Source organism: Desertivirga xinjiangensis (assembly GCF_024436435.1).
In the GTDB taxonomy this organism is placed as follows: Bacteria; Bacteroidota; Bacteroidia; order Sphingobacteriales; family Sphingobacteriaceae; genus Desertivirga; species Desertivirga xinjiangensis.
Genome location: NZ_JAFMZP010000013.1, coordinates 114,962 through 135,649, shown reverse-complemented (window position 1 = coordinate 135,649; position 20,688 = coordinate 114,962). Strand labels below are relative to the sequence as shown.

General features: G+C 42.0%; 14 protein-coding genes. 6 read left to right on the top strand and 8 right to left on the bottom strand.

The features are described 5' to 3' along the window. Positions 1–534: 534 nt before the first annotated feature. Both J3P37_RS21835 and J3P37_RS21830 read right to left on the bottom strand, forming a co-directional pair. Positions 535–2,340, bottom strand: a complete 1,806-nt coding sequence (locus J3P37_RS21835; protein ID WP_256013996.1) for a cytochrome-c peroxidase — start codon at positions 2,338–2,340, stop codon at positions 535–537. A gap of 90 nt (positions 2,341–2,430) precedes the next feature. Next, entirely contained in the window at positions 2,431–3,942 is a 1,512-nt protein-coding gene (locus tag J3P37_RS21830; protein ID WP_256013993.1) for a PhoX family protein, read from the bottom strand. Positions 3,943–4,150: 208 nt separating this feature from the next. Between J3P37_RS21830 and J3P37_RS21825 the strand changes: the two genes are divergently transcribed. From J3P37_RS21825 to J3P37_RS21800, 6 genes are all read left to right on the top strand, one after another. Next, positions 4,151–4,495, top strand: a complete 345-nt coding sequence (locus J3P37_RS21825) for a hypothetical protein (protein WP_256013991.1) — start codon at positions 4,151–4,153, stop codon at positions 4,493–4,495. Positions 4,496–4,635: 140 nt separating this feature from the next. Further along, the gene (locus J3P37_RS21820; protein ID WP_256013988.1) at positions 4,636–5,235 is read left to right on the top strand and encodes a TetR/AcrR family transcriptional regulator; all 600 of its coding nucleotides are present in this window, start codon (positions 4,636–4,638) and stop codon (positions 5,233–5,235) included. 29 nt (positions 5,236–5,264) lie between these two features. Further along, positions 5,265–6,521 carry a beta-ketoacyl-ACP synthase II gene (fabF, locus tag J3P37_RS21815; RefSeq protein WP_256013986.1) on the top strand — a complete coding sequence of 419 codons (1,257 nt, stop codon included), beginning with the start codon at positions 5,265–5,267 and terminating at the stop codon, positions 6,519–6,521. Between the two features lie 250 nt (positions 6,522–6,771). Continuing rightward, positions 6,772–7,308 carry a YfiT family bacillithiol transferase gene (locus J3P37_RS21810; protein WP_256013983.1) on the top strand — a complete coding sequence of 179 codons (537 nt, stop codon included), beginning with the start codon at positions 6,772–6,774 and terminating at the stop codon, positions 7,306–7,308. Between the two features lie 103 nt (positions 7,309–7,411). Next, positions 7,412–8,350, top strand: coding sequence for a ketopantoate reductase family protein (locus J3P37_RS21805; RefSeq protein ID WP_256013981.1), 939 nt, complete (start codon positions 7,412–7,414; stop codon positions 8,348–8,350). Positions 8,351–8,360: 10 nt separating this feature from the next. Beyond that, entirely contained in the window at positions 8,361–9,104 is a 744-nt protein-coding gene (locus J3P37_RS21800; protein WP_256013979.1) for an SDR family oxidoreductase, read from the top strand. 43 nt (positions 9,105–9,147) lie between these two features. Here the strand turns inward: J3P37_RS21800 and J3P37_RS21795 are convergent, their stop codons facing one another. From J3P37_RS21795 to J3P37_RS21770, 6 genes are read right to left on the bottom strand one after another with little or no spacing between them, the layout of a single operon-like run. After that, entirely contained in the window at positions 9,148–10,716 is a 1,569-nt protein-coding gene (locus tag J3P37_RS21795) for a calcineurin-like phosphoesterase C-terminal domain-containing protein (protein WP_256013976.1), read from the bottom strand. A 49-nt stretch (positions 10,717–10,765) separates the two neighbouring features. Beyond that, positions 10,766–12,514 carry an SGBP N-terminal domain-containing protein gene (locus J3P37_RS21790; RefSeq protein ID WP_256013974.1) on the bottom strand — a complete coding sequence of 583 codons (1,749 nt, stop codon included), beginning with the start codon at positions 12,512–12,514 and terminating at the stop codon, positions 10,766–10,768. A 5-nt stretch (positions 12,515–12,519) separates the two neighbouring features. Next, positions 12,520–15,345, bottom strand: coding sequence for a M16 family metallopeptidase (locus J3P37_RS21785; protein WP_256013971.1), 2,826 nt, complete (start codon positions 15,343–15,345; stop codon positions 12,520–12,522). 1 nt (position 15,346) lies between these two features. Then, positions 15,347–15,823 (bottom strand): hypothetical protein, encoded by a 477-nt coding sequence (locus J3P37_RS21780; protein ID WP_256013969.1) that lies wholly within the window; start codon positions 15,821–15,823, stop codon positions 15,347–15,349. Between the two features lie 11 nt (positions 15,824–15,834). Continuing rightward, positions 15,835–17,289 carry a RagB/SusD family nutrient uptake outer membrane protein gene (locus J3P37_RS21775; protein ID WP_256013966.1) on the bottom strand — a complete coding sequence of 485 codons (1,455 nt, stop codon included), beginning with the start codon at positions 17,287–17,289 and terminating at the stop codon, positions 15,835–15,837. A 6-nt stretch (positions 17,290–17,295) separates the two neighbouring features. Then, positions 17,296–20,490 carry a SusC/RagA family TonB-linked outer membrane protein gene (locus J3P37_RS21770; RefSeq protein ID WP_256013963.1) on the bottom strand — a complete coding sequence of 1,065 codons (3,195 nt, stop codon included), beginning with the start codon at positions 20,488–20,490 and terminating at the stop codon, positions 17,296–17,298. Positions 20,491–20,688: the final 198 nt, after the last annotated feature.

Sequence of the window (20,688 nt, the reverse complement as noted above, 5' to 3'; positions counted from 1 at the left end):
CAATAGCGATAAGAGTTCTTTCTCCAAGTTTTTTTGCTCGCAAAACTAATCCTTTTTTATCACCCTCCACAACTTTCCGGACTGATCCAAAATGGGGATCAAGCGGAAAATGTGAAAAATTGGGGCTAAGGGATATCTTTTATTTAATCAATATATAAAAAGCGCTGATATCGTACATCGTAATGCCGATCCTGAATCAAGTTCAGGATTCGGCCCCCCTGGAACTAATATACCCTGACGTCATGCCGAATTATTTTGGCACCTCTTGAACTTCGTTGACGAGGCCATGCTTAAGCAAGAGATCCTGAAACAAGTTCAGGATGACGAAGAAAAGAAATTTTAGATCCCATTTTGCTTTCTGTATTTAAAAAATTGCCACTCACACGATGACAATGTCAGAAAACCCCGCAACTTTTACGCCTGATCCGACTTTTCGGGCCAACTTACCCCTATCCATATGCTAGCGCACGTGTGTCAGGTGTGCTTATAAACTCCTAATAGTCAAACTATCCAACCGTCCTTTACTGTCGCCCGCTAAAGCCTATCCCCCGTCTTAACCAGATCAACCTCGTCTGTCAACGTTTTTAGAAAAGCGATGATCGCTTTTTGCTCATTCGGCGTTAAATTAAGTTTATCGGCTGGAAGTGTTTGATTATCCAGCTCAATCCCTAGTCCCTCTCCTCCCCCTTCATTGTAAAACTCCATTACCTCCTCCAGCGTTCTGAATGCACCATTGTGCATATACGGTGCTGTTTTTTCGATATTCCGTACGGTAGGCGTTTTGAACGAAAACTTGAGCTCATCGATCTGATGATTAGTATACCGGCCCGCATCGGCATCAACCTTCCCTATCCCGGGACCTGCAGGAACACCTAACACCTCGGCTTCTGTATGCGTAAACGCCGGCGGAGCTGTTCCATTAAACAAAGGCATGAAATGACAAGTGCCACATTTCCCTTTACCCATAAACAGGTTAAACCCATTCTTTTCCTCCTGGTTCATCTGTCTACGATCACCACGCATATACATGTCAAATTTCGAATTAAACGGCGCCAGAGACCTTATATAGCTTGCAATGGCAATCATCACATATCGCGGCTTGATGTCCTTTTCCATAGAGGGAAAAGCCGCTTTAAAGCGTTTTATGTATCCGGCATCTTTATTCATTCTTGCTGCCGCATCCTCCACAGAACCGTGCATTTCATCCTTATTAGAAATGACATCAAAAGCCTGGCTTTCCAATGAAGGTGCCCTCATATCATAAAACTGTTCATTTTGAAAACCGGCGTAATAGAGCGTAGCTGCATTCCTTTTGACGAACTGTCCCTGGGTAAAAGAAACACTTTTAGGCTGGCCATCCGTGAAAGCAAGGGCAGGCTGATGGCAGCTTTTACAAGTCATATTTCCTCCCGAGACCATTTTATCTGAAAACAAGGACTCTCCAAGCTCAACCTTCGCTTCAGAAATACGCGACTCCTTATTACCCGTAAAAAAATCCACATTCAAAGCATTCTTATCGAATAGTGTGGAGGCGTTTTGATTGACTGCAAACTGTTCTCTAAGCGGCTCTATACCTAATTCCTTCTTCCATGATACCATTTCCGTAGTCAAAGGATTTGCATAGTTGTTGATAAATGCCAGTCTATCAAAACTATTAAAGTCTTTTTCACTCCGCAGAGCCAGCACGGCTTCATCCACTAGCTTCTGAAGCTTTGGATTCTCACCAAGGAAGTCGAGAACATTACTAACTTCCTTAAGCGCTGTAGCAGATTCAGCTAAGCCAGTTAATGACAGGGGTGTATCAAAGCCCGATATGCCTAGACTTATAACCCGGAACACTTCCAGCCTGCAAGCTTCCATGACGTGAGCCTCAGAGAATTCGGTAGAATTTAATATCACCCGTATCTTACCCAGGATGGAGAGCATTGATTTGATTTCAGCAAGCAGCTCCGACTGTTCCGATGATACATACTCAGGAAACAGATACTCCTCAATCACTTGAAAGCCTTTAGGGCGCAATACTTTATTTTCTTCAACCTCGATTTCTGGCACTGGTGGCCCGTTGATTTCACGACTGGAGAGCGGGGCGTAATATTCGGTAAACCACTCTAACTCCTTGTATTTCATCCTGCATTGAGAAAACACCTTTTTCAGGGACTCCCCATCCCCCTTGCGGGCGAGTGGAAGCAGTTGACTTTCGACGATCATCTCCAGTGTATCTAGTTGGCTCGTTAAGCGCCGTCTAATAAGCTTATCGTGCCCCTCATTCGAATCCTGGGTACAGTAAACCAAAAAGAAAAAGAAAGATAGAAAACTAAGTACAATTGATTTTCTGTACATAAGTAGCCTTATTATAGATCAATTTATATATCAAAAGCCGCTTCAAATGAAGCGGCTTTTTGCTGAGTATTTAATTTGATAGATGATCACTTAGCGCTCAAGGCCTGTTATAATTAGCGTTTGCCCGCCTTCCTTATTATTAATCACACCACTGCCGTCAGCTCCTTTTCCGCCGATCAGAAACGAATCGCTGGTCCAGGTATGAGGGTGTATATTTAGCATAAAAGTGTCCGGCACTTTAACGATATCCGAAATATCCACCATTGCACCGTACTCCCAGGAGCTTAAGCGCAGGTCATTATTAGGATTGTATTTAGAATTGAAAGTAGCTTCATTGCGTCTGTGGTTCATTTCAAGTACAGGCTTCAAGGTCATAGCTGCGATGCTATATTGCCAAACCCGGCCATCATGCTTATTATCTACATAATAAGAATCGCCGTCCTCCTGTATGTAAACAAAGTTCTTCGTAACACAAACGTTATCAGGGTTCACAAGGCTGTTTCCGGGATTCTCAACACCGTCTACTAGAGGAGTAAGTTTTCCCTTAAGGGGATCATTTGCATTAAGCTCCAGTTTGTAAAGCCTTCCCCACATCGTTAAGCCGGGTATTTGCGTTGTGCGGGCATTTGCCACACCTGTAGCTACAAAATACAGCGTGCGGTTTGCAGCTGCACTGCCTTTCCCATAGTCCAGATCCTCTACCCTTGCAAATTGCAAAGCAGATTTGTCGATGCTTTGAGCAACCAGTTGAGCACCAGTTGTTGAATTAGACATCTCGTATTCAGCAAATTCAACATCGTAAGCCTGGCCGACAGTCATATCTGTTTCTACAACATTTAAATCTGTACGGCGCAGCATGTACAGTTTACCGTTGTTCAGATCTCCGACCTTGTCTGATAAATACATATTTACCTGGCCATAGCTGTTTGCGGCATTACTTTCGTCCTCTCCTATGAAAATGGCTGTTTTTCCAGGAAACGCGTCTTTTGGCATAGGAACAGCATTCTCAGCACTGCAATGGCCAAGAGCTTTCAATGTTCTGAACTTGCTTTTTTTATCGTTCACCGAACCCAAAGGATCGATAGCGTGGATCATGGATTCAACTCCGCTCTCACCGGCAGTAAGGAACAAAGGGCCAAAGCCATGTTCTTCAGGAGTAGCAAGTGTAGCAGAACATAAGCGCCATTGACCACCGGTTCCATCAACAATATATTCACCCTTTACCGGTTTCATATTTTTATCCAGATACACCCTTGAAACCGACTGAAGAATCTCATGATTGGTGATCATTAGGTACCCATCTCCATTAGGATCTTTCATAAGCCCGGCACCATCGGGTTGTCCTCCATAAATAAATCCTGGAGATTCAGCTAACTTGTCATCGCTGCTTATCAAAGGAAGGAGATTTAAGCCTTCAAAACCAGGCATCGCTTTTACCAAAGATGGCGTCGCCGACTGGGTCTTAAGTTCTGCAGGCTGCTCCGTGTCGACTTCTCCGTCGTTGTCATTTTTGTCCTTTTTGCAAGCAACAAAGGTAGTTGTGGCTGCAACGAAAGAAAACGCTAAAGCTGCTGCGATTTTCTTTTGTAAAAATTGTTTCATGGATCTCTGTTTGTTTTGACCAAAGCTATCTGGCGGATATAATGCATAGATGAGCTTTGATTTAAATTATGATTAACAAAAGCCGGGAGGTATTAAATTATAATTAAGCTGACAGGAAAATCAGATTTATCTAGAAAAAAATATAGATCTGTAAATTAGGAGGTTAATGGTCTTTTTTTTTATTTTTGGTAGCCGTGCTGCTTTTAAAATGGATTGGTTTTATTCGGCAGCTCCCCCAGACAGATTATCCCTAAACACCAGAAAGCTTCGGAAAAGCAGGCAGGACGCATTGACAGTTTCCGAAGACTTCCCGGAGCGGCTTCGCAATTTTCCGAACACTTCCCGAACAACTCCCGAAGCGGCTTCGCTATTTTCCGAACGCTTCCCGAACAAACCCCGAAGCAGCTTCGCTATTTCCCGAACACTTCCCGAACAACGCCGAAGCGGCTTCGCTATTTCCCGAATACTTCCCGAGGCCGGCCCAAAGCTTTCCCGAAGTCTTCTGGTACCTGTGGATAACCTTTTCGGTAGCGGCCCGCAAGCTTTCCGATAGACCTTCCGAACGGAGGCGATTACAGCTTAAAAAACTTTACAACTTAATTACTTACTGAATAGACTTGACAAACAGCATCGCTGACTGATATTTTTTCTAAAGAAGGATAATAAATACCGAAAGGTATGTATATTTGCCGTATGGGAAGGAACTCACATATTCCAGCAGCTGATACGCAACATTTCATCATAGAGAAGTCTTCGGTGATTTTTAATAAAAAAGGCTTTTTTGGCACTTCATTATCCGATCTGGAAAAAGCTACGGGACTTACAAAAGGAAGTATATATGCCAATTTCAAAGATAAGGAAGATGTCTCTGTTCGAGTATTTGAGTATAACTACCAGCAATTGAAAGAGGCATTATCCCCATACCCCAACAAAGAAAAATCAATTAAAGGAAAACTTAAAGCCTGCGTTGATTTCTATCTCGACTTTTACCCCAAGCTTCTGGAACGAGGCGGATGTGCTATACAAAACTCGTTAGTGGAGTCGGATGATACTAACCCTGCTCTTTTCCAGAAGGCAAAAGAAGCTTTGCTATCCTGGAAGCACTCCATTATCCATCTGGTTGAGACCGGCATTGAGAATAAAGAAATATCCAATACCATAGTAGCTTCAGATTTTGCTACGTATTTTATTGCGATCATCGAAGGATCCATCCTCATTGCCAAATCATTAAATGACCGACCCGGATTCAACGCCACCCTTAACAAGCTGAAAGCAGAAATAGAAGGCTTATAATTTTTTTAAACAAATAAATACCAATAAGTATGAAAAAGCGAAGAGTAGTCATTACAGGACTTGGCACTATCAATCCCTTGGGGAATAATATCGCTACGTTCTGGGAAAACATAATAGCAGGTAAAAGTGGCGCAGCACCAATTACTCATTTTGATGCGAGTCGTTTCAAAACACAGTTTGCTTGCGAAGTAAAGGAATTTAAAGGCGAAGACTATTTTGAAAAGAAAGATCTGAGAAAATACGACCTCTTCACCCAGTACGCGGTAGCCGCTACGGAAGAAGCCGTGAAAGATGCAGGTCTGAGCTTTGAGGAATTGGGAGTTTCGCAAAGAGCTAAAATTGGTGTGATATGGGCCTCAGGCTACGGTGGTATTACAACTTTCGAGCAACAGCTAAAAGATTTTTATGCAGGCGACGGTACCCCGAGATTTAATCCCTTTTTTATCCCAAAGATCATTACTGATATTGCCGCAGGAGTGATATCTATGCGTTATGGATTGCTGGGGCCGAACTACTGTACAGTGTCTGCATGCGCTTCATCTAATACTGCAATCATTAATGCTTTTGACCTCATTCGTATGGGGCGGGCAGATCTTATTATTGCCGGAGGTTCAGAAGCATCCATCAGTCCTGCCTCTATTGGTGGTTTTAATGCATCACAGGCGCTTTCTAAAAGAAACGAGGGCTATCAAAGTGCTTCCAGACCTTTTGATGTTGACCGGGACGGATTTGTCGCTGGTGAAGGTGCAGGCTCCCTGATTTTAGAAGAACTGGAGCATGCTCAAAGTCGCGGGGCGAAAATATATGCGGAAATAGTTGGCGGAGGCATGGCTGCCGATGCCTATCATCTTACCTCTACACATCCCGAAGGTCTTGGAGCTGTACTTGGAATGCAGGCATCGCTGGAAGATGCAGAATTAAACCCTTCGGAAATCGGCTACATCAATGCTCACGCAACCTCGACCGCTGCAGGGGATCTAAGTGAACTTAAAGCAATTGCTGAAGTATTTAAAGGCAACGAACAACTTCTGGTAAGCGCAACCAAATCAATGACCGGCCACTTACTTGGAGCCGCAGGTGCAGTTGAAGCTATAATCTGCATCCTTGCACTTAAACACCAGATCATTCCGGCCACCATCAACACCACGAACATCGATCCTGCTCTTCCCCAGCACCTGAACGTCCTTCTAAAAGACGCGGTTCACAAAGAGCTGCAATTCGCACTTAATAATACCTTCGGTTTTGGCGGACATACAGCAAGTTCAATCTTCAAAAAGTTTGACTAACATACAATTCTGGTTTTACAATTGCAGGCGCACGCTTTTACTTACTGACTCTTGCCGGCAAGCTTCCTTACTGTCCGCAGAGTCTCATGCAATATTTGAGCCTCTTACTGTCTTTAGAGTTCGCGTCAGCGGCTCTAAGGATTCCTGTATAAAAAAGAGTCTCTGACTCGCTAAAGCACCATACATAACTTTATGAATTCAACTTCCAAATTATTATCTTTCCCCTTAACTACTCAACAAAACGTATTCAATGAACCATTACACTCAACAATACCCTATAGGAAAGTTTGAAAAGCCTCCAGTCATAACCAGCACCATACTATCTGAATGGATCCTATTCCTCGAAAATTTCCCTTCACTTCTAGCCCAGGAAGTATCCCACCTATCAGATCGACAACTGAATACCCCCTACCGCGATGGCGGATGGTCTTTAAGGCAAGTTGTACACCATTGTGCAGACAGTCATATAAACGCATTTTGCAGAATAAAGCTTGCTATCACAGAGAATACCCCTGAAATTAAACCCTATTATGAAGAACGATGGGCCGAACTTGCTGACAGCAAAACTATGCCCATAGAAGCATCATTGAATATTCTTAAGGGTTTGCACCAGCGGTGGGTTATCCTGTTAAAAAGCTTAAGCGATGAAATACTCGAAAAAACCTTTATCCATCCGGAACATCAAAAGGCGTTCAACCTAGCGGAAACTATCGGAACTTATGCATGGCACTCTAGACATCACCTGGCCCACATTACAGAGCTTAAAAAATCAAAAGGCTGGCAATAAAATTATTTCCTTCTCAAAAACTGTTATCCATAAAATAACAAAACTGTATCTGTCTTCCTATGCAAATTCTGTCCAATTTTGAAAGTAGCAGCAAATATTCCCTATGCATTCAGAAAACAGGATATTCATTATCGGTTCGGGCGCTATCGGTAAAGCACTGGCCGTTTTTCTAAAGCTGGCTGGCCGTGAGGTGGTACTGGTTAGAGGAAGCGTTGATAAAGAAAGCAGTAGAACCGAACGTATACGGGTTGAAACAGCGAATGACATCATACACCAGGCCGAGCTCGAAATAGCTACTCTCAGTGCTTTTGATGAGATGAATGGTATTATCGTCTTGACCAACAAATCGTATGGGAATGAGCACCTTTCAAGCGTTCTTAAAACAAAAAAAGGCAGTTCCCCGGTCGTACTTTTGCAAAACGGATTGGGCGTGGAACAGGCTTTTATTGCAAATGATTTTACAGAAGTCTATCGCTGTGTTTTATTCGTTACCAGCCAGTCTATCGACGATAGATCAGTTAGATTCAAACCCGTTGCTTTTAGTCCTGTAGGTATAGAAAAAGGCACCTCGGCTACGCTAAACACCATTGTTAAACATTTACACACCGCTGATTTCCCTTTTAGCTCAGAGGAAAATATCCAGCACACCATCTGGAAAAAAGCAATCATTAACTGCGTGTTTAATTCAGTGTGCCCACTGCTCGAAACGGAAAATGGGATTTTCCATCGAAACGAAACAGCGCTTAGCCTGGCAAAGCGGCTAATTGCAGAATGCACTACAATCGCAGCCTGCAAGGGCATATCCATCTCTGCAGATGAAGTGGAGGAAACTCTTCAGCAGATAAGTAAATCTTCTGAGGGACAACTTATATCTACTTTGCAGGATATCAGGAACCATCGAAGAACAGAAATAGATACCTTAAATTTAGAGATAGTAAAGATCGCCCATTCTCTTGGCAAAGAGCATGAAGTACAGTCTACGCAGCTTTTAGGAGAATTAACTAAATTGAAGGCGGATTTAAACATCACAGACCACAAATAACATCATAATAATGAAAACAATGCTAATTACTGGTGCAAGCCGCGGAATTGGAGCCGCCACAGCATTGCTTGCAGCAGAACAACGCTTCGCTGTTGCTGTGAACTATCACCAAAACAAAGCTGCAGCCGATAAAGTGGTGGCCGAAATAATATCCGCTGGAGGTACCGCGGTTGCCATTCAAGCCGACATCTCAAAAGAAGAAGATGTCATCAGGCTGTTTTCTGAGACAGACCGCCTGCTTGGAAACCTTAGTTCGCTCGTTAATAACGCCGGCATATTGGAGCGGCAAATGCGTCTGGAAGATATGGACGCCGCCCGCCTGCAGCGTATCTTCACAGCGAATATCACCGGGCAATTCCTCTGTGCACGGGAAGCAATAAAGAGAATGTCGTTGAAACATGGCGGACAGGGAGGAACAATTGTAAACGTATCCTCCATTGCAGCCAGAACCGGTGCTCCGAACGAGTATATCGATTATGCAGCTTCAAAAGGAGCATTGGATGCGTTTACTATCGGTCTATCGAAGGAACTTGCTAAAGAAGGAATACGTGTTAATGCAGTGCGACCTGCATTTATTTATACCGACATACATGCAGCTGGTGGAGAACCCGGACGTATTGAGCGGATCAAGGATAGTATTCCTTTGAAACGAGGTGGCACGGTGAGAGAAGTGGCAGAAGCAATTCTTTGGCTGGCATCAGAGAAGTCGTCTTACTCAACCGGAACGTTTATTGATGTAACGGGAGGAAAATAATAAGGCGGCTTGTTAGCCGCCTTATTATTTTGAATCATGGCAGTTAATACACAATAATTCTTCCTGTCCCGGCACATGCCTTACCAAACATATCCTGGGATTTCACTTCTATAAGATGTTCACCCACAGGAAGATTTGCTGGCAATTTAGCTTTCCAAAGATGAGTGCTTCTTGCCGGATTCGACGGACGTCTGCCACGGATCTTCTTATCACTGATCTTCTTCCACGCAGCCACACTAGCAACGTATTTCGGATCTGGAGTAAAGCTGTATTCCATTTCTTTCCATTCGTTTGAACCAACCCGGTACAATACCTTACTCTGCTTATTACCCATAAAAAAATTAGCGTATACCAACCTTACAGAATCCGCACCGCTTTTTACAGAATCAGGAGCATAAATATCGATCTGATATTTATCATCTCTACCCGCTACCTTGTAGTCGATCTTATACTCATTTCCTTTGAAGTGAATGAAAGCATAACCTTTCGGAGTACCATCCCTCATCGTAGAATATGGAATGCCTTCCTTATCGAACACTCCTGAATAAAAATCGCCAGAAGCTGTTCCAATATTGAAATGGTGATGAGGCTTATCCTGCTTCCATTCATTACCGGAACTATAAAAATCATGACGCTGCATGTGGGTATGGGCAGATATAGAAAGTGTATGAGGAAAGTCTTCCAAGAGCTCAAAAAGCTTCACGCGATCTTCAGCGCGGAAAAGAGAGCCAGGTTCACTGATCGGGATATGCAATGTTACTACCACAAGGTAATCTTTAGGCACGAACTTCAGATCATTTTCAATAAACTTGAACTGATCTTGTCTTAGTCCGCCGAAATAGCCAATTCCATTGCGTGGATCAGGGTACAACACATCATTCAGAACGATGAAGTGAGTTTTTCCATAGTTAAAGGCGTAACTTGAAGGGCCAAAAAATGCTTCAAAGCTTTCATCTGATAGTGAATCAGCTTTGACATCCATATTGATATCGTGGTTTCCTACCATGTTGTACCAGGGAATTCCTACACGTTTTACGGCTGAGGCATATTGCGGAAAAAGGGTCAGCTTATCCCCTACCTCGTCGCCCATGCTTAAGCCAAAGGCGACGCCCTTAATTCCTTCAACCTCTTTGATCACACCGCGGGTAAAGTAATCTACCTGTTCTTCATTGTACACCTGTGGGTCTCCGAAAATAAGAGCCGTATAGTTATCTTTTTCTTTCGATTTTGTGAGGGGAAAATTGATAAGCTCTGGCAAAGGTCCGGTTGGAGATACTCCTCTGTATTTAAGTATTCGCGGAGATCCGGCAGGTTTGTGGATGAAAAAGAACTGGGGAAGATTGTCTGAGTTTTTGGGAACCTGGTAACCCGTTGGCTTAATCACGGAGATGATATTGTCATTGCCTACAGGCAGTTCGTAATAGCCCGTTTTATCCGTAAGGACAACCTCAGCGCCATTGGTTACAGCAATGCCACCGATTCCTTTTTCGTTGCTGTCTTTTGTACTGTTCGAGTTTTGGTCGTTGAAAACATAGCCTTTTGCTTTAGACTGGCTAAAGGCTGATACTGAAAAAAATAGCCCGGTTAGGGCTATTAAGAATGATTTGTTCATGATGAAGCGTCAGAATAAAGTCTGGGCAAGGGCTCAGACTTTAGATTGTTTATTCAGTTGTGTATTTATATACGAATGTTTTGTTTGACCCACCAACACTTACTGCAAGGTAAGGGATTCCAGTGTTTGAAATTTTCATATCAAAACCGTTAATAGCTCCCGAAACAATTAACCTGCTTGCGTTCCAATTATTGGTTGCTTTATTGAACGTTTGGAAGTAAAGACCGGAATTATTTACATAAGCGTAGTATAAGGTACCGTCAGGATGAGTAGCAATACAATACATATCACTTTTACTTTCACTGGTGGCTGGCATTGGTAACTCATCCCACATCGATCCGTTAAACTTGAGAATACGGTTTCTTCTTATGCTTGACAGATTTTGCTGGAATATAATATATACTTGCCCTTCTTTGTCTGCTGCTCCATATGCGCTTGTAAATCCCAATGCATTATCTGCAGTCGTGAATGAAGTCGGCCCAACAGGTGTCCAAACATTACCGTTAAGCTTCAACATAGTCAACTTATTGGCATTTGTAGTCCTATCCATTGTTGCAAGATAGGTTTTTCCATCAAGTCCGTTAAACAAATTTGCCGCAACTACCAACATGGATGATAGAGGCGAATTATTTGACCACTGATTCGCCGCAAAATGGGTGATGTACAACTGGCGATTGACAAATGGCGCTGGACCGTTGTCACTAACAATAGATACCACAGGTTCATTATTGTTGTTAATTATAAAGCTCTGTTTGTCGACTTTGACCGGGCCAAAGTTCTTCGGTCCCTGAACTGCCCAGCCAGAATTCACATATTTCAATACAGTAGGTCTTTTGCTCGCAAAATCTCTAAAGCTAATGTAAGGGACTCCTGCCTGATCAAATGAGATTGAAGGTACATCTGCTCTCGAGTCACTGACTCCCGTCTTCGCTCCTAAATGTTCCCAACCTTCTTCGGTATACCGTATAACGGCTATCTTTCTTTCAGCATCTGGAATCGCAACCTTACTCTCATCTACCCCCGTTCTTTGATAAACTAAATATGGCAAATTGGAAATCGGATGTATGGCCATTTTTATTCCAGAAGCCGTTGGTACGATAATGTTTTCATCCCCTATCATTATCCACTTAGCACCAAGGATATATGTTTTAGCTTTAATCTCAATTGGAGCTAGAAGCCCAGCATCATTTAATGAATACAGCACCTCACTCGTAAAATTATTTTTGCTCACTTTACTTTCTTGGTCTGCTCCGCTAACTTTTAATACAACACCACTGGTTGTTTCAAAACGAGCTACTAATTGAGTCTGATCAATTGATTCAGGTACTCCGATTTCAATCTTTTTGCCCTTGATTTTTCCAGCATAATCTGCGGTTAGGCTCGGGTTATCCTCTTTAAAGAATCCATAGCTTTTTATAGCAATCTTTTTTTCGAACCGTACGTTATAAGATTTAGTGCTCTTATCTTCAGCCCTAACCGTATAAGTAACCGGCTCTGTAAAATCCATTACAGACACGCCACTTTCCTGTACAACTTTTCCGACCTGTACGATGGTGCGTGGGTTGATCACTTCAAATTCCGGAACTACGTTAGTAACATCCACTTCAGTTGGCAGATCTACAACGATCTCATCACCAATGATGGTTCCAGAGTATTCCTTAACCGCCCCTTGTTCATCCTTCTCAGTGAACGAAAAAGAAACGAATTCTTTGGGGTAAACCCTATCGTCTTTTTTACAGCCTGAAACTGCAGCAATGAAGAGCAGCAACAGCAAGGCGAAGTTTATTTTTTTTGTCATAACCATTAATTTAATGTCTTAAAATTTTCGGGCATTAACACCGCTTTAATTGCGGGTGTATTAACAAGATATTTTTTAGCAAACGAAGCTATGTCTTTGGCCGTGATCTTTTCGATCAGGCTTTCATAATTATTCAGATACGTATAATCTTTAAATCCATAATAGAACTGATTACGTAATCCGGCGCTCCAAAAAAGATTTTTCTCTTTATCTTTCTTGTAGCCTTCAATCTCCTGAACCTTTATATTCGCCAATTCCGATTTAAAGTAATCCGGGTCTTTGGCTACCTTCTCAATTTCCAGTTTAGCCTGATGAGTCAAAAAATCTGCAACCTCAGGGGCGCAGGTAAATGAAATACGGGTACGGATCAGAGGTGAAGGCTTACTTGTAGAAGAAATAGCTACTCCAACTCCGTAAACACCTGAATTCTGCTCGCGAAGGTTTAAACGTAACTTCACTTTCAATACTTCCTGAAGAAGTTTTTCAACTGCGATTTCAGGGTAATCATGTTTTATCGCATTACTTTGGTAAAACAAGTTCACCGTACTTTTTGGAGCCTGACCTGCATAGATCAAAACACCTTTTTGTTCATCACCACCAACAGGGCCTTTATACTCATAGTCATTCTTATATTCACCGGCTGGTAAGCCTCCGATGTACTGTTCGATCAGCGGACGAATGCTATCTGCCTCAAAATCGCCAACAACAACAAACTGGAAGTCTTTAGCCGAGCCAAAACGACTTTTAAATACCGGTATGATATCTTCGAATTTCAACTCAGCCTTTATACGTTCGGCGCTAAGATCAGAAGGATAGTCATCTTCACCTTTAAGCAGTTTGCTGATTGCTTTATTATATTCGTACTGAGGGGAAAGCTTGGCAGACTCGGCGGATTCGATAGTTTTACGCTTACTCTGTTCAAATGTAACCGAGTCTGCATTAGGAAACATCCATTTCAAATACATCAGCTGAAACATTGTTTTCGCATCTTTCCAATCAGAGCTCGCTACCACACCTTCGCGGGTATTCGACAAGGCAAGTGTCGCTGAAGCGGAGTTGCCTGTCAGAAATTGAGTTAACGCAGCACGGCTGAACTCTCCGGCTCCACTTAAGCCTGTCACAGGCTTCACAAACTGTGAGGCAACGAAAAGGTTCGAATCCAATGCGTAAATACCGCCGTCACGGAATCCAGAAAGGGAGATATAGTTCTTCTTTTCTGTGGTCTTCTTCAGGTAAACGGTAGTACCGTTGGAAAGGTTCCACTTGATCAAATCCAATTCTGGTATTCTTTGTTCCTTTAGTACCTTTCCGGCAGCAGGCTCCTTAGCAAGAAGTTTGGATGGGATATTCAGATCATCCTTCCATGGCAGAGCAGGTTTCAACGTAGCTTCAGTGAAAAGCTGTTTCAACTGCTCCTTACCGGGAACCGAAGCTGCAAGATTTTCTGGTGCTGTAAGCAAAATAACTGTATTGCCCTGATGATATACAGAACGCAGGTAATTGATCAATCTCAAAGAATCGATACCAGGTGCCAGCTTAAGCGCCAGATTATTCCGCTCGGTTTTAGCCTGGACAACATCCTTGTCGTAGAAATCATTGCGGATATAGTCTGCATAAGTTGAGGACTCCGTTTTATCTTCATTTTTCAACGACCTCTGGATCAGCGACATATATTCGTTTTTGAACTTTTCTACCTCCTGGGAAGTAAATCCATAACGAACAATTCGTTGAACTTCATGCAAATAAGAGCTAATCCCTTCGGTGATCTGGTCCTGGTATAAGCCAACACCTCCTGCAACCACACCATTTTTCAAGGTGATATTACTTACAGAGAAACCACCGTCCTTAAATGAGTCCTGCAATTGAGATATCCGGCTAAAGCGTTGTTTAACCAGGCCATTGAAAAACATTCTGACAAGTTGCTGATAGTAATCCTGCTGAGTACGAATGCCTCTGAAAGAAGGAATTTTATTAAAAAAGCTTAATTCTACCGAACGTGCTTCTTTATCAGTAATTATCGAGAATAATGTATCCTGATGCTTTGGCAGATCATAGTAAACCCTTGGAGCCTTTGATGGTTTAACAGCCGGTTTGTACTGGCTGAACTCCTTCTTTATATAAGATTCTACTAAACGCGGATCTGTATCTGTAACGATAGCAATTCCCATCAGATCTGGCCTGTACCATTTCTTATAAAAATCAACGATGCGCTGCCTGGAGGCGTGTCTCAAGACCTCTACCTTACCAATTGGCATACGTTCTGCATAACGCGACTGATTAAACAACACCGGAAGGTACTGTTCTCTTAAACGCGTGTCAGCTCCCTGTTTGCTACGCCATTCTTCGAGAACTACTCCTCTCTCCTTCTCTATTTCCAACGAATCAAAAGTGATCCCGAATCCCCAATCGGCCATGATATCAATAGCTTTCTCAAGGTTTTTTTCTTCTTTGGTATTCAAGCTGATCTTATAGATCGTCTCGTCAAAGCTGGTATGCGCGTTTAGATCCGCACCAAACTTTACACCTTTTGATTCGAGGAACTCGATAACGTCATTTTTTGCATAGTGCTTGGTACCATTGAAGGCCATATGCTCTATGAAGTGCGCAAGCCCTCTCTGATCTTCATCCTCCTGAAGCGAACCGGCGTTTACAAAAAGCCGCAGCACGGATTGACCGGCTGCTTTCGGATTTTTGTAAATGTAATAGGTAAAGCCGTTCTTAAGCTTTCCTTTTACAAGGTTGGGATCTTGCTGTAATTTCTGAGCAAAAGATCTGACGCTGAGAGACGAACCTATGAACAGGAGAATAAGAAACTTTAAATCTTTTCTCATATTATTTACCAACTTGCACTTTAGTTATTACTAACATGCTTTGTATCTTATCCGGTCCAGGAAGCCCAATAGTGTAGCCCTTACTATTACTTAACAACCTAATTGTTAGCGTATTATTTTTTTCCGGATCAAGAACCGACTCTTTCCAGGCAATACTAATAGGCCGTTCAAAGATCCCCTGAGCGAACCTTAAGGTATTACTGGTGGTTACAAGCTCGTAGTCCCGTCCAGCCTCAAGTCCGTCACCAGGTACAATCTCATATTGAACATCAATTGGCTCAAACTGTAACTTCGCACTTAAATAAACATTATAATCTGTTGTGTCTCTCCGGATAGAAGCTACTGAAACTCTGTCCTGATTGTCTACATGAATGTGAAAAAAAGGATGGTCAAACGGTGTAACCTCCTCTTTTGAACAGGATGACAAAAAAGAGATTATTGTTATCGTTAAAATTTGTAATATATATCTTGTCTTCATCTCTTCAGTTCTTAATTGTCATAACCAGGATTCTGTTTCATACCCTTATTTGCATCTAATTCCGGTCTTGGGATAGGTAAAATAAATTTGTTGTTAGGGTATGTCAGAAGACATACAGACGAATTACATCCAGCACCTCTAACCAGATCTTTCTTAGTACGGGTTAGATCAAACAATCTGTGTCCCTCAAAACAAAGTTCCCTGTTGCGTTCATTCTGTATAATTTGTTCCAATTCCTGTGGCGTATTGTAAGTTATTGATATCGTCTGACTTGGATGAGACCTTTGAGAAATGATACGAATATCTTCAGCAGCCTCAGGATATAATCCTTTCTGAAATTTGGCTTCAGCCCGGTTTAAATAAACCTCCGACAATCGAATGACCTTCACATAAAAAGGATCATCCTTAGACACCTTTCCATTAGCATACTTCTTAGTAGACATGGTGCCATAATTTACTCCCGGCGTCTTTCTGACTGTAAACATCGTTGACTTCCTGATGTCATTTTCATCGAAAAGCTCAATCAATTTATTTGAAGCTATATAAGCACCAGAAGAGTCTGAGAACGCCGAATTAATATCCATGCTAGATATTGTATTTGGAATTCCCTTTCCTGAAAGGTGGAACAATACCTCTTTTGATGGTCCCGGTATGGTCTCTTTAAGAAACACCTCTGCATATTCTGTTGCACTTGCAAGCGAAAAAACGTTGTCAGCTATTACTTCATTTGCAGCGGCAATACACTTATCAGATTCTCCCATATACAGATAGACACGTGAAAGTAAGCCAACAGCTGCATAATAGTTGACAATAGCCTGATCTTTGCTAAAGTGAGTTTTAAGCAGGGGTAAAGATTCGTTCAAATCGGCAATAATTTGATTGTAAACATTCTTTACAGGCTCCCTTGAAATCAAGGTTCCCGGAGCCGGAGTTTTTAAAAGTACCGGAACGCCTGGATGAGAAGCATCTGAGGTAAAATTATAAGGTTGAGCAAATGTCTTACAGAGGTCGAAGTGACAAATAGCTCTCAATACTAAAGCCTGGCCTTTTATGCGTTCTATTTCGGCTATTTGATTAGGATAGGTCGATGCAAGCCCGGGAAGTGCATTTAGAACATTATTAACATTGTTAAGACTCTCAAGGATAGATTGCCAGATGTGCCCAACTGCCGCTTCATCCTCTTCAGGATTACTAACAAAATCAAATTGACTTAACATCACAGCAGGGCCATCTACTCTTTTGAATACATTGTCAGAGGCAATATCTGCATACATCCCGTACTCCTTCCTGTAGTAAGAAAGCATATGGTTGTAAGATCCGTTAAGTGCTAGTCTTGCACCGTTCACATCTGAGAACAATGCTTCTTTACCTATTCTTCCAATAGGCTCCCTTTCAAGAAATTTTTCACAAGAATAGAAAACGCTAATTATGAAAAGGATACTGATTTTAAAAATTATTTTTTTCATAAAAAATTAAAAACCGGCATTTAATCCGAATGAAATAGTAAGAGGATTCGGGTAAGCTCTGAAAGAGTTCGCATAACTATTGCGATTATCGGCAATTCTGTATGGAGTCCAGATTCCAAGGTTATCTGCCTGAGCATAAACACTGACATTATTCAACTTTATGCGATTAGCGAACTTCTGAGGAATTACATAACTCATACTGATGTTTTGTAGTCTCAGGTTGCTTTTGCTATGCAAAAACCTCGTTGAATTCATCGTGTATTGGGCTGTACCATCTAGTACTTGTTTTGGCGATTTTGCTAGTTCTCCCGGCTCTCTCCAACGGTCAAGTTGATTAACAGACTGATTATCCTCATCCAAATGAGCTCCATCTGATTCTGTCTCTCTTTCCAGCCTGCTGAACTCTTTACCACCAACAGTGTACGCAACAAGTGCTCTTAAAGAAATTCCTTTATAACTAAATGTATTTGTCATTCCACCGAAAGCATCGGGTGTAGCGGTTCCAGCAACTACCCTGTTGGCCGCGTTATAATTTCTTGTAAGATTCCCTCTTGTGTCATACCACATTCCAGCACCATCGCGTGGATCAACGCCAGCCCAACGAATAAGATACCAAGAGTTTACATCCATGCCAACTCTTCTTATTTTAGTATCAAGTACACGATCATTATTATTATAAAGTTCAAGTACACGATTACTATTGTGAGCTATGTTAAAATTCGTGCTCCATTCAAATGTTTCATTGGAGATATTTTTTGTATTCAGTGTAAGCTCAATGCCACTATTCCTCACTGATCCCACATTTTGCAAGATTCTTCTGGTTCCAGACGTCCATGATACAGAAACATCATCCAGTATATCTTTTGTGGTATTGCGGTAATATTCGGCTTCGACGGAAATTCTATTCTCGAAGAATCCAAGAGTCAGTCCGGTGTTCAGCAAATAAGTTTTCTCCCATGATAGGATTGGATTCTCGCCTTTGGACATTATCGCACCTGATTCTCCGTTGTAATTATTGTCTACACTGAAGTCATAGATACCCTTTGAAACATAAGCGCCAATCCGGGAGTTTCCATTAGTTCCATAACTGAATTTGAGCTTCGCGAAATTAATCGGTTTAAGCTTCCAGAACTTTTCGTTGCTTATTGTCCAAGCTACACCCGCAGACCTAAAGCTTGCCCATTTTACATCGCTACCAAAGTCTGAATTTCCATCATTACGAAAACTTGCGATCAGACTATATCTTCTGTCAAAAGAATAGTTTAGTTGCCCATAGTAGGATAAGCTTGCCTGTTCATTGCCACTGCTTCTTCCTTCAGTGTTTACGGCATAGGTAACTTCTCGTATATCATCATTAGGAAAACTCCATCCGGTTGATCCGACAGATCGACGTGACCGTTCGATAGCCTCTCCCCCTAGCATTAAGGAAATGTCATTCTTCTTATATTGCTTGTCAAAATTCACCCGGTGCATGCTGGTCCAGTTGAAACTGTTGCTTTGCGACTTATAGGCATACGCGTCTGACCGCCCGGAAAAAGTACGTTCCGAGGTATATCTGTTTTCACTGACAGACGAAAAGTCTACACCGTTGGTGGTGGTGTATTTCAGCCATGGAAAGAACTTTAAAGTTCCGCCTATATTCCCTAAAAGAGCTGCAGCGTTTTGCCTGTTATCATTATATTCTGCATCCGGAAGTTTATTATAGAATGCAATGGTATAAAGTCCGGTAGGATCGTAAGGACTTAAAGTTGGTCGGTTCGTATAGTAGGTATCATTAGGAGTAAACATATTGTTAATGTTATAAGAGGCTCCTATCTGGAAAAAAAGGTTTAAAGATTTGTTGATCGTCTTGTCAAGATTAACCCGTGTAGAAAACCGGTCTGTTGTATTCTTGATCATGATGTCCTTCTGTTTAAAATAGGACCCCGAAACGTAATAGTGATTTTTTTCGTTACCTCCCGAGAAAGACAAATCGTGATTGGTATTTACACCGGTCTGGAAATAAAGATCATACCAATCTGTGCCTTCTCCAACCATTTGCAATGGCTTTTCTTTCGAATCAGGGTTGTTCGCCAGCGCCTCGTTATAAAGCATAACATAATCTGCATAACTAAGAACTTTAAAACGGTTATCTGTCACGGAACTAATTCCTCCTCTAAATGAATAGTTTATCCGGTTAGCGCCTGCTTTTCCCTTTTTGGTTGTAATTAATATTACACCATTTGAACCGTTGGCTCCATAAATTGAGGTGGCGGTTGCATCCTTCAATACAACAATAGACTCAATGTCTGCGGGATTTAAGTAGGTTAAAGGGCTAATGCTGGTCTCTACACCCAGTATCATATTAGTTTCGTCTCCGGTATTGAGAGGCACTCCGTCAACTACCCAAAGCGGATCATTAGCAGCAGAAAAAGAAGCTTCTCCCCGAATTCTGGTTTCAAAACGAGGTCTTGCACTGCTAGTTGAATTGTCTTGAAGATTGAACTCTAAACCAGGCACCACACCTTCCAGCAACCTGTCTACCCTGTCCAATGGCTTCATCTCCAGATCCTTTGAAGTCACCTGAAAAGCACTACCTACCTGGTTTTCTTTCCTCTCAGAGGTTCCATAACCAGTGATGATAACCTCATTCAGCTTAGTCATTGATTCTTCCAGATCCACATCAATCGATGTCCTGCCATTCACTGGGATTTCCCTTACGGTAAAGCCGACCATGTTGAATATCAAAGTAGCGTTTGAAGGTACTTTAATCACATAGTTGCCATTAACATCCGTATTTGCAGCTCTCCTGGTTCCTTTCAGGGTAACACTAACTCCTGGCAAACTTTCGAAAGTTCCTGATTGGTTTTTATACCTCACAGTACCTTTCACCGTGATCTCTTCCTGACTTAAGTTGTTATTCTGCACTTTAAGTTCTGAGATGATCACCGTTTTATCGATGATCTTATAAGTCAAGGGCTTTCCGGCGGTGATGGCCTTTAGAGCATCATTAAGCTCGAGATTTTTAATGTTAACAGTAACATTACCTGCTTTTTTAAGTACATCCTTGTCATACAGAAAAAAGTAACCGGTTTGTTTCTGTACAGCAAGACATACTTGTTCTAAGCTTGTGTTTTTATACGACATACTTACTACCTGAGCAAGTCCTGAAGCGTTTACAGTAAGACATCCTGCGATCAATAAAAAGAGTGTTAGCCTCATAATCAATCCTGATTTTTTAATCAATAACATGCATGTCTCCCTGCTCATGCAGGGAAGAGTTTGTTTCATACCAATAAGGGGTGTTAAATTTTTATTTCTATTCTCATCATCCGGGCAACAGCATATTCCATCCCGCCATCCTCGAAAAATCATCAGGTCTGTTTCGGGGTCAGACCAAAGTAAAGTTAACTCATATTA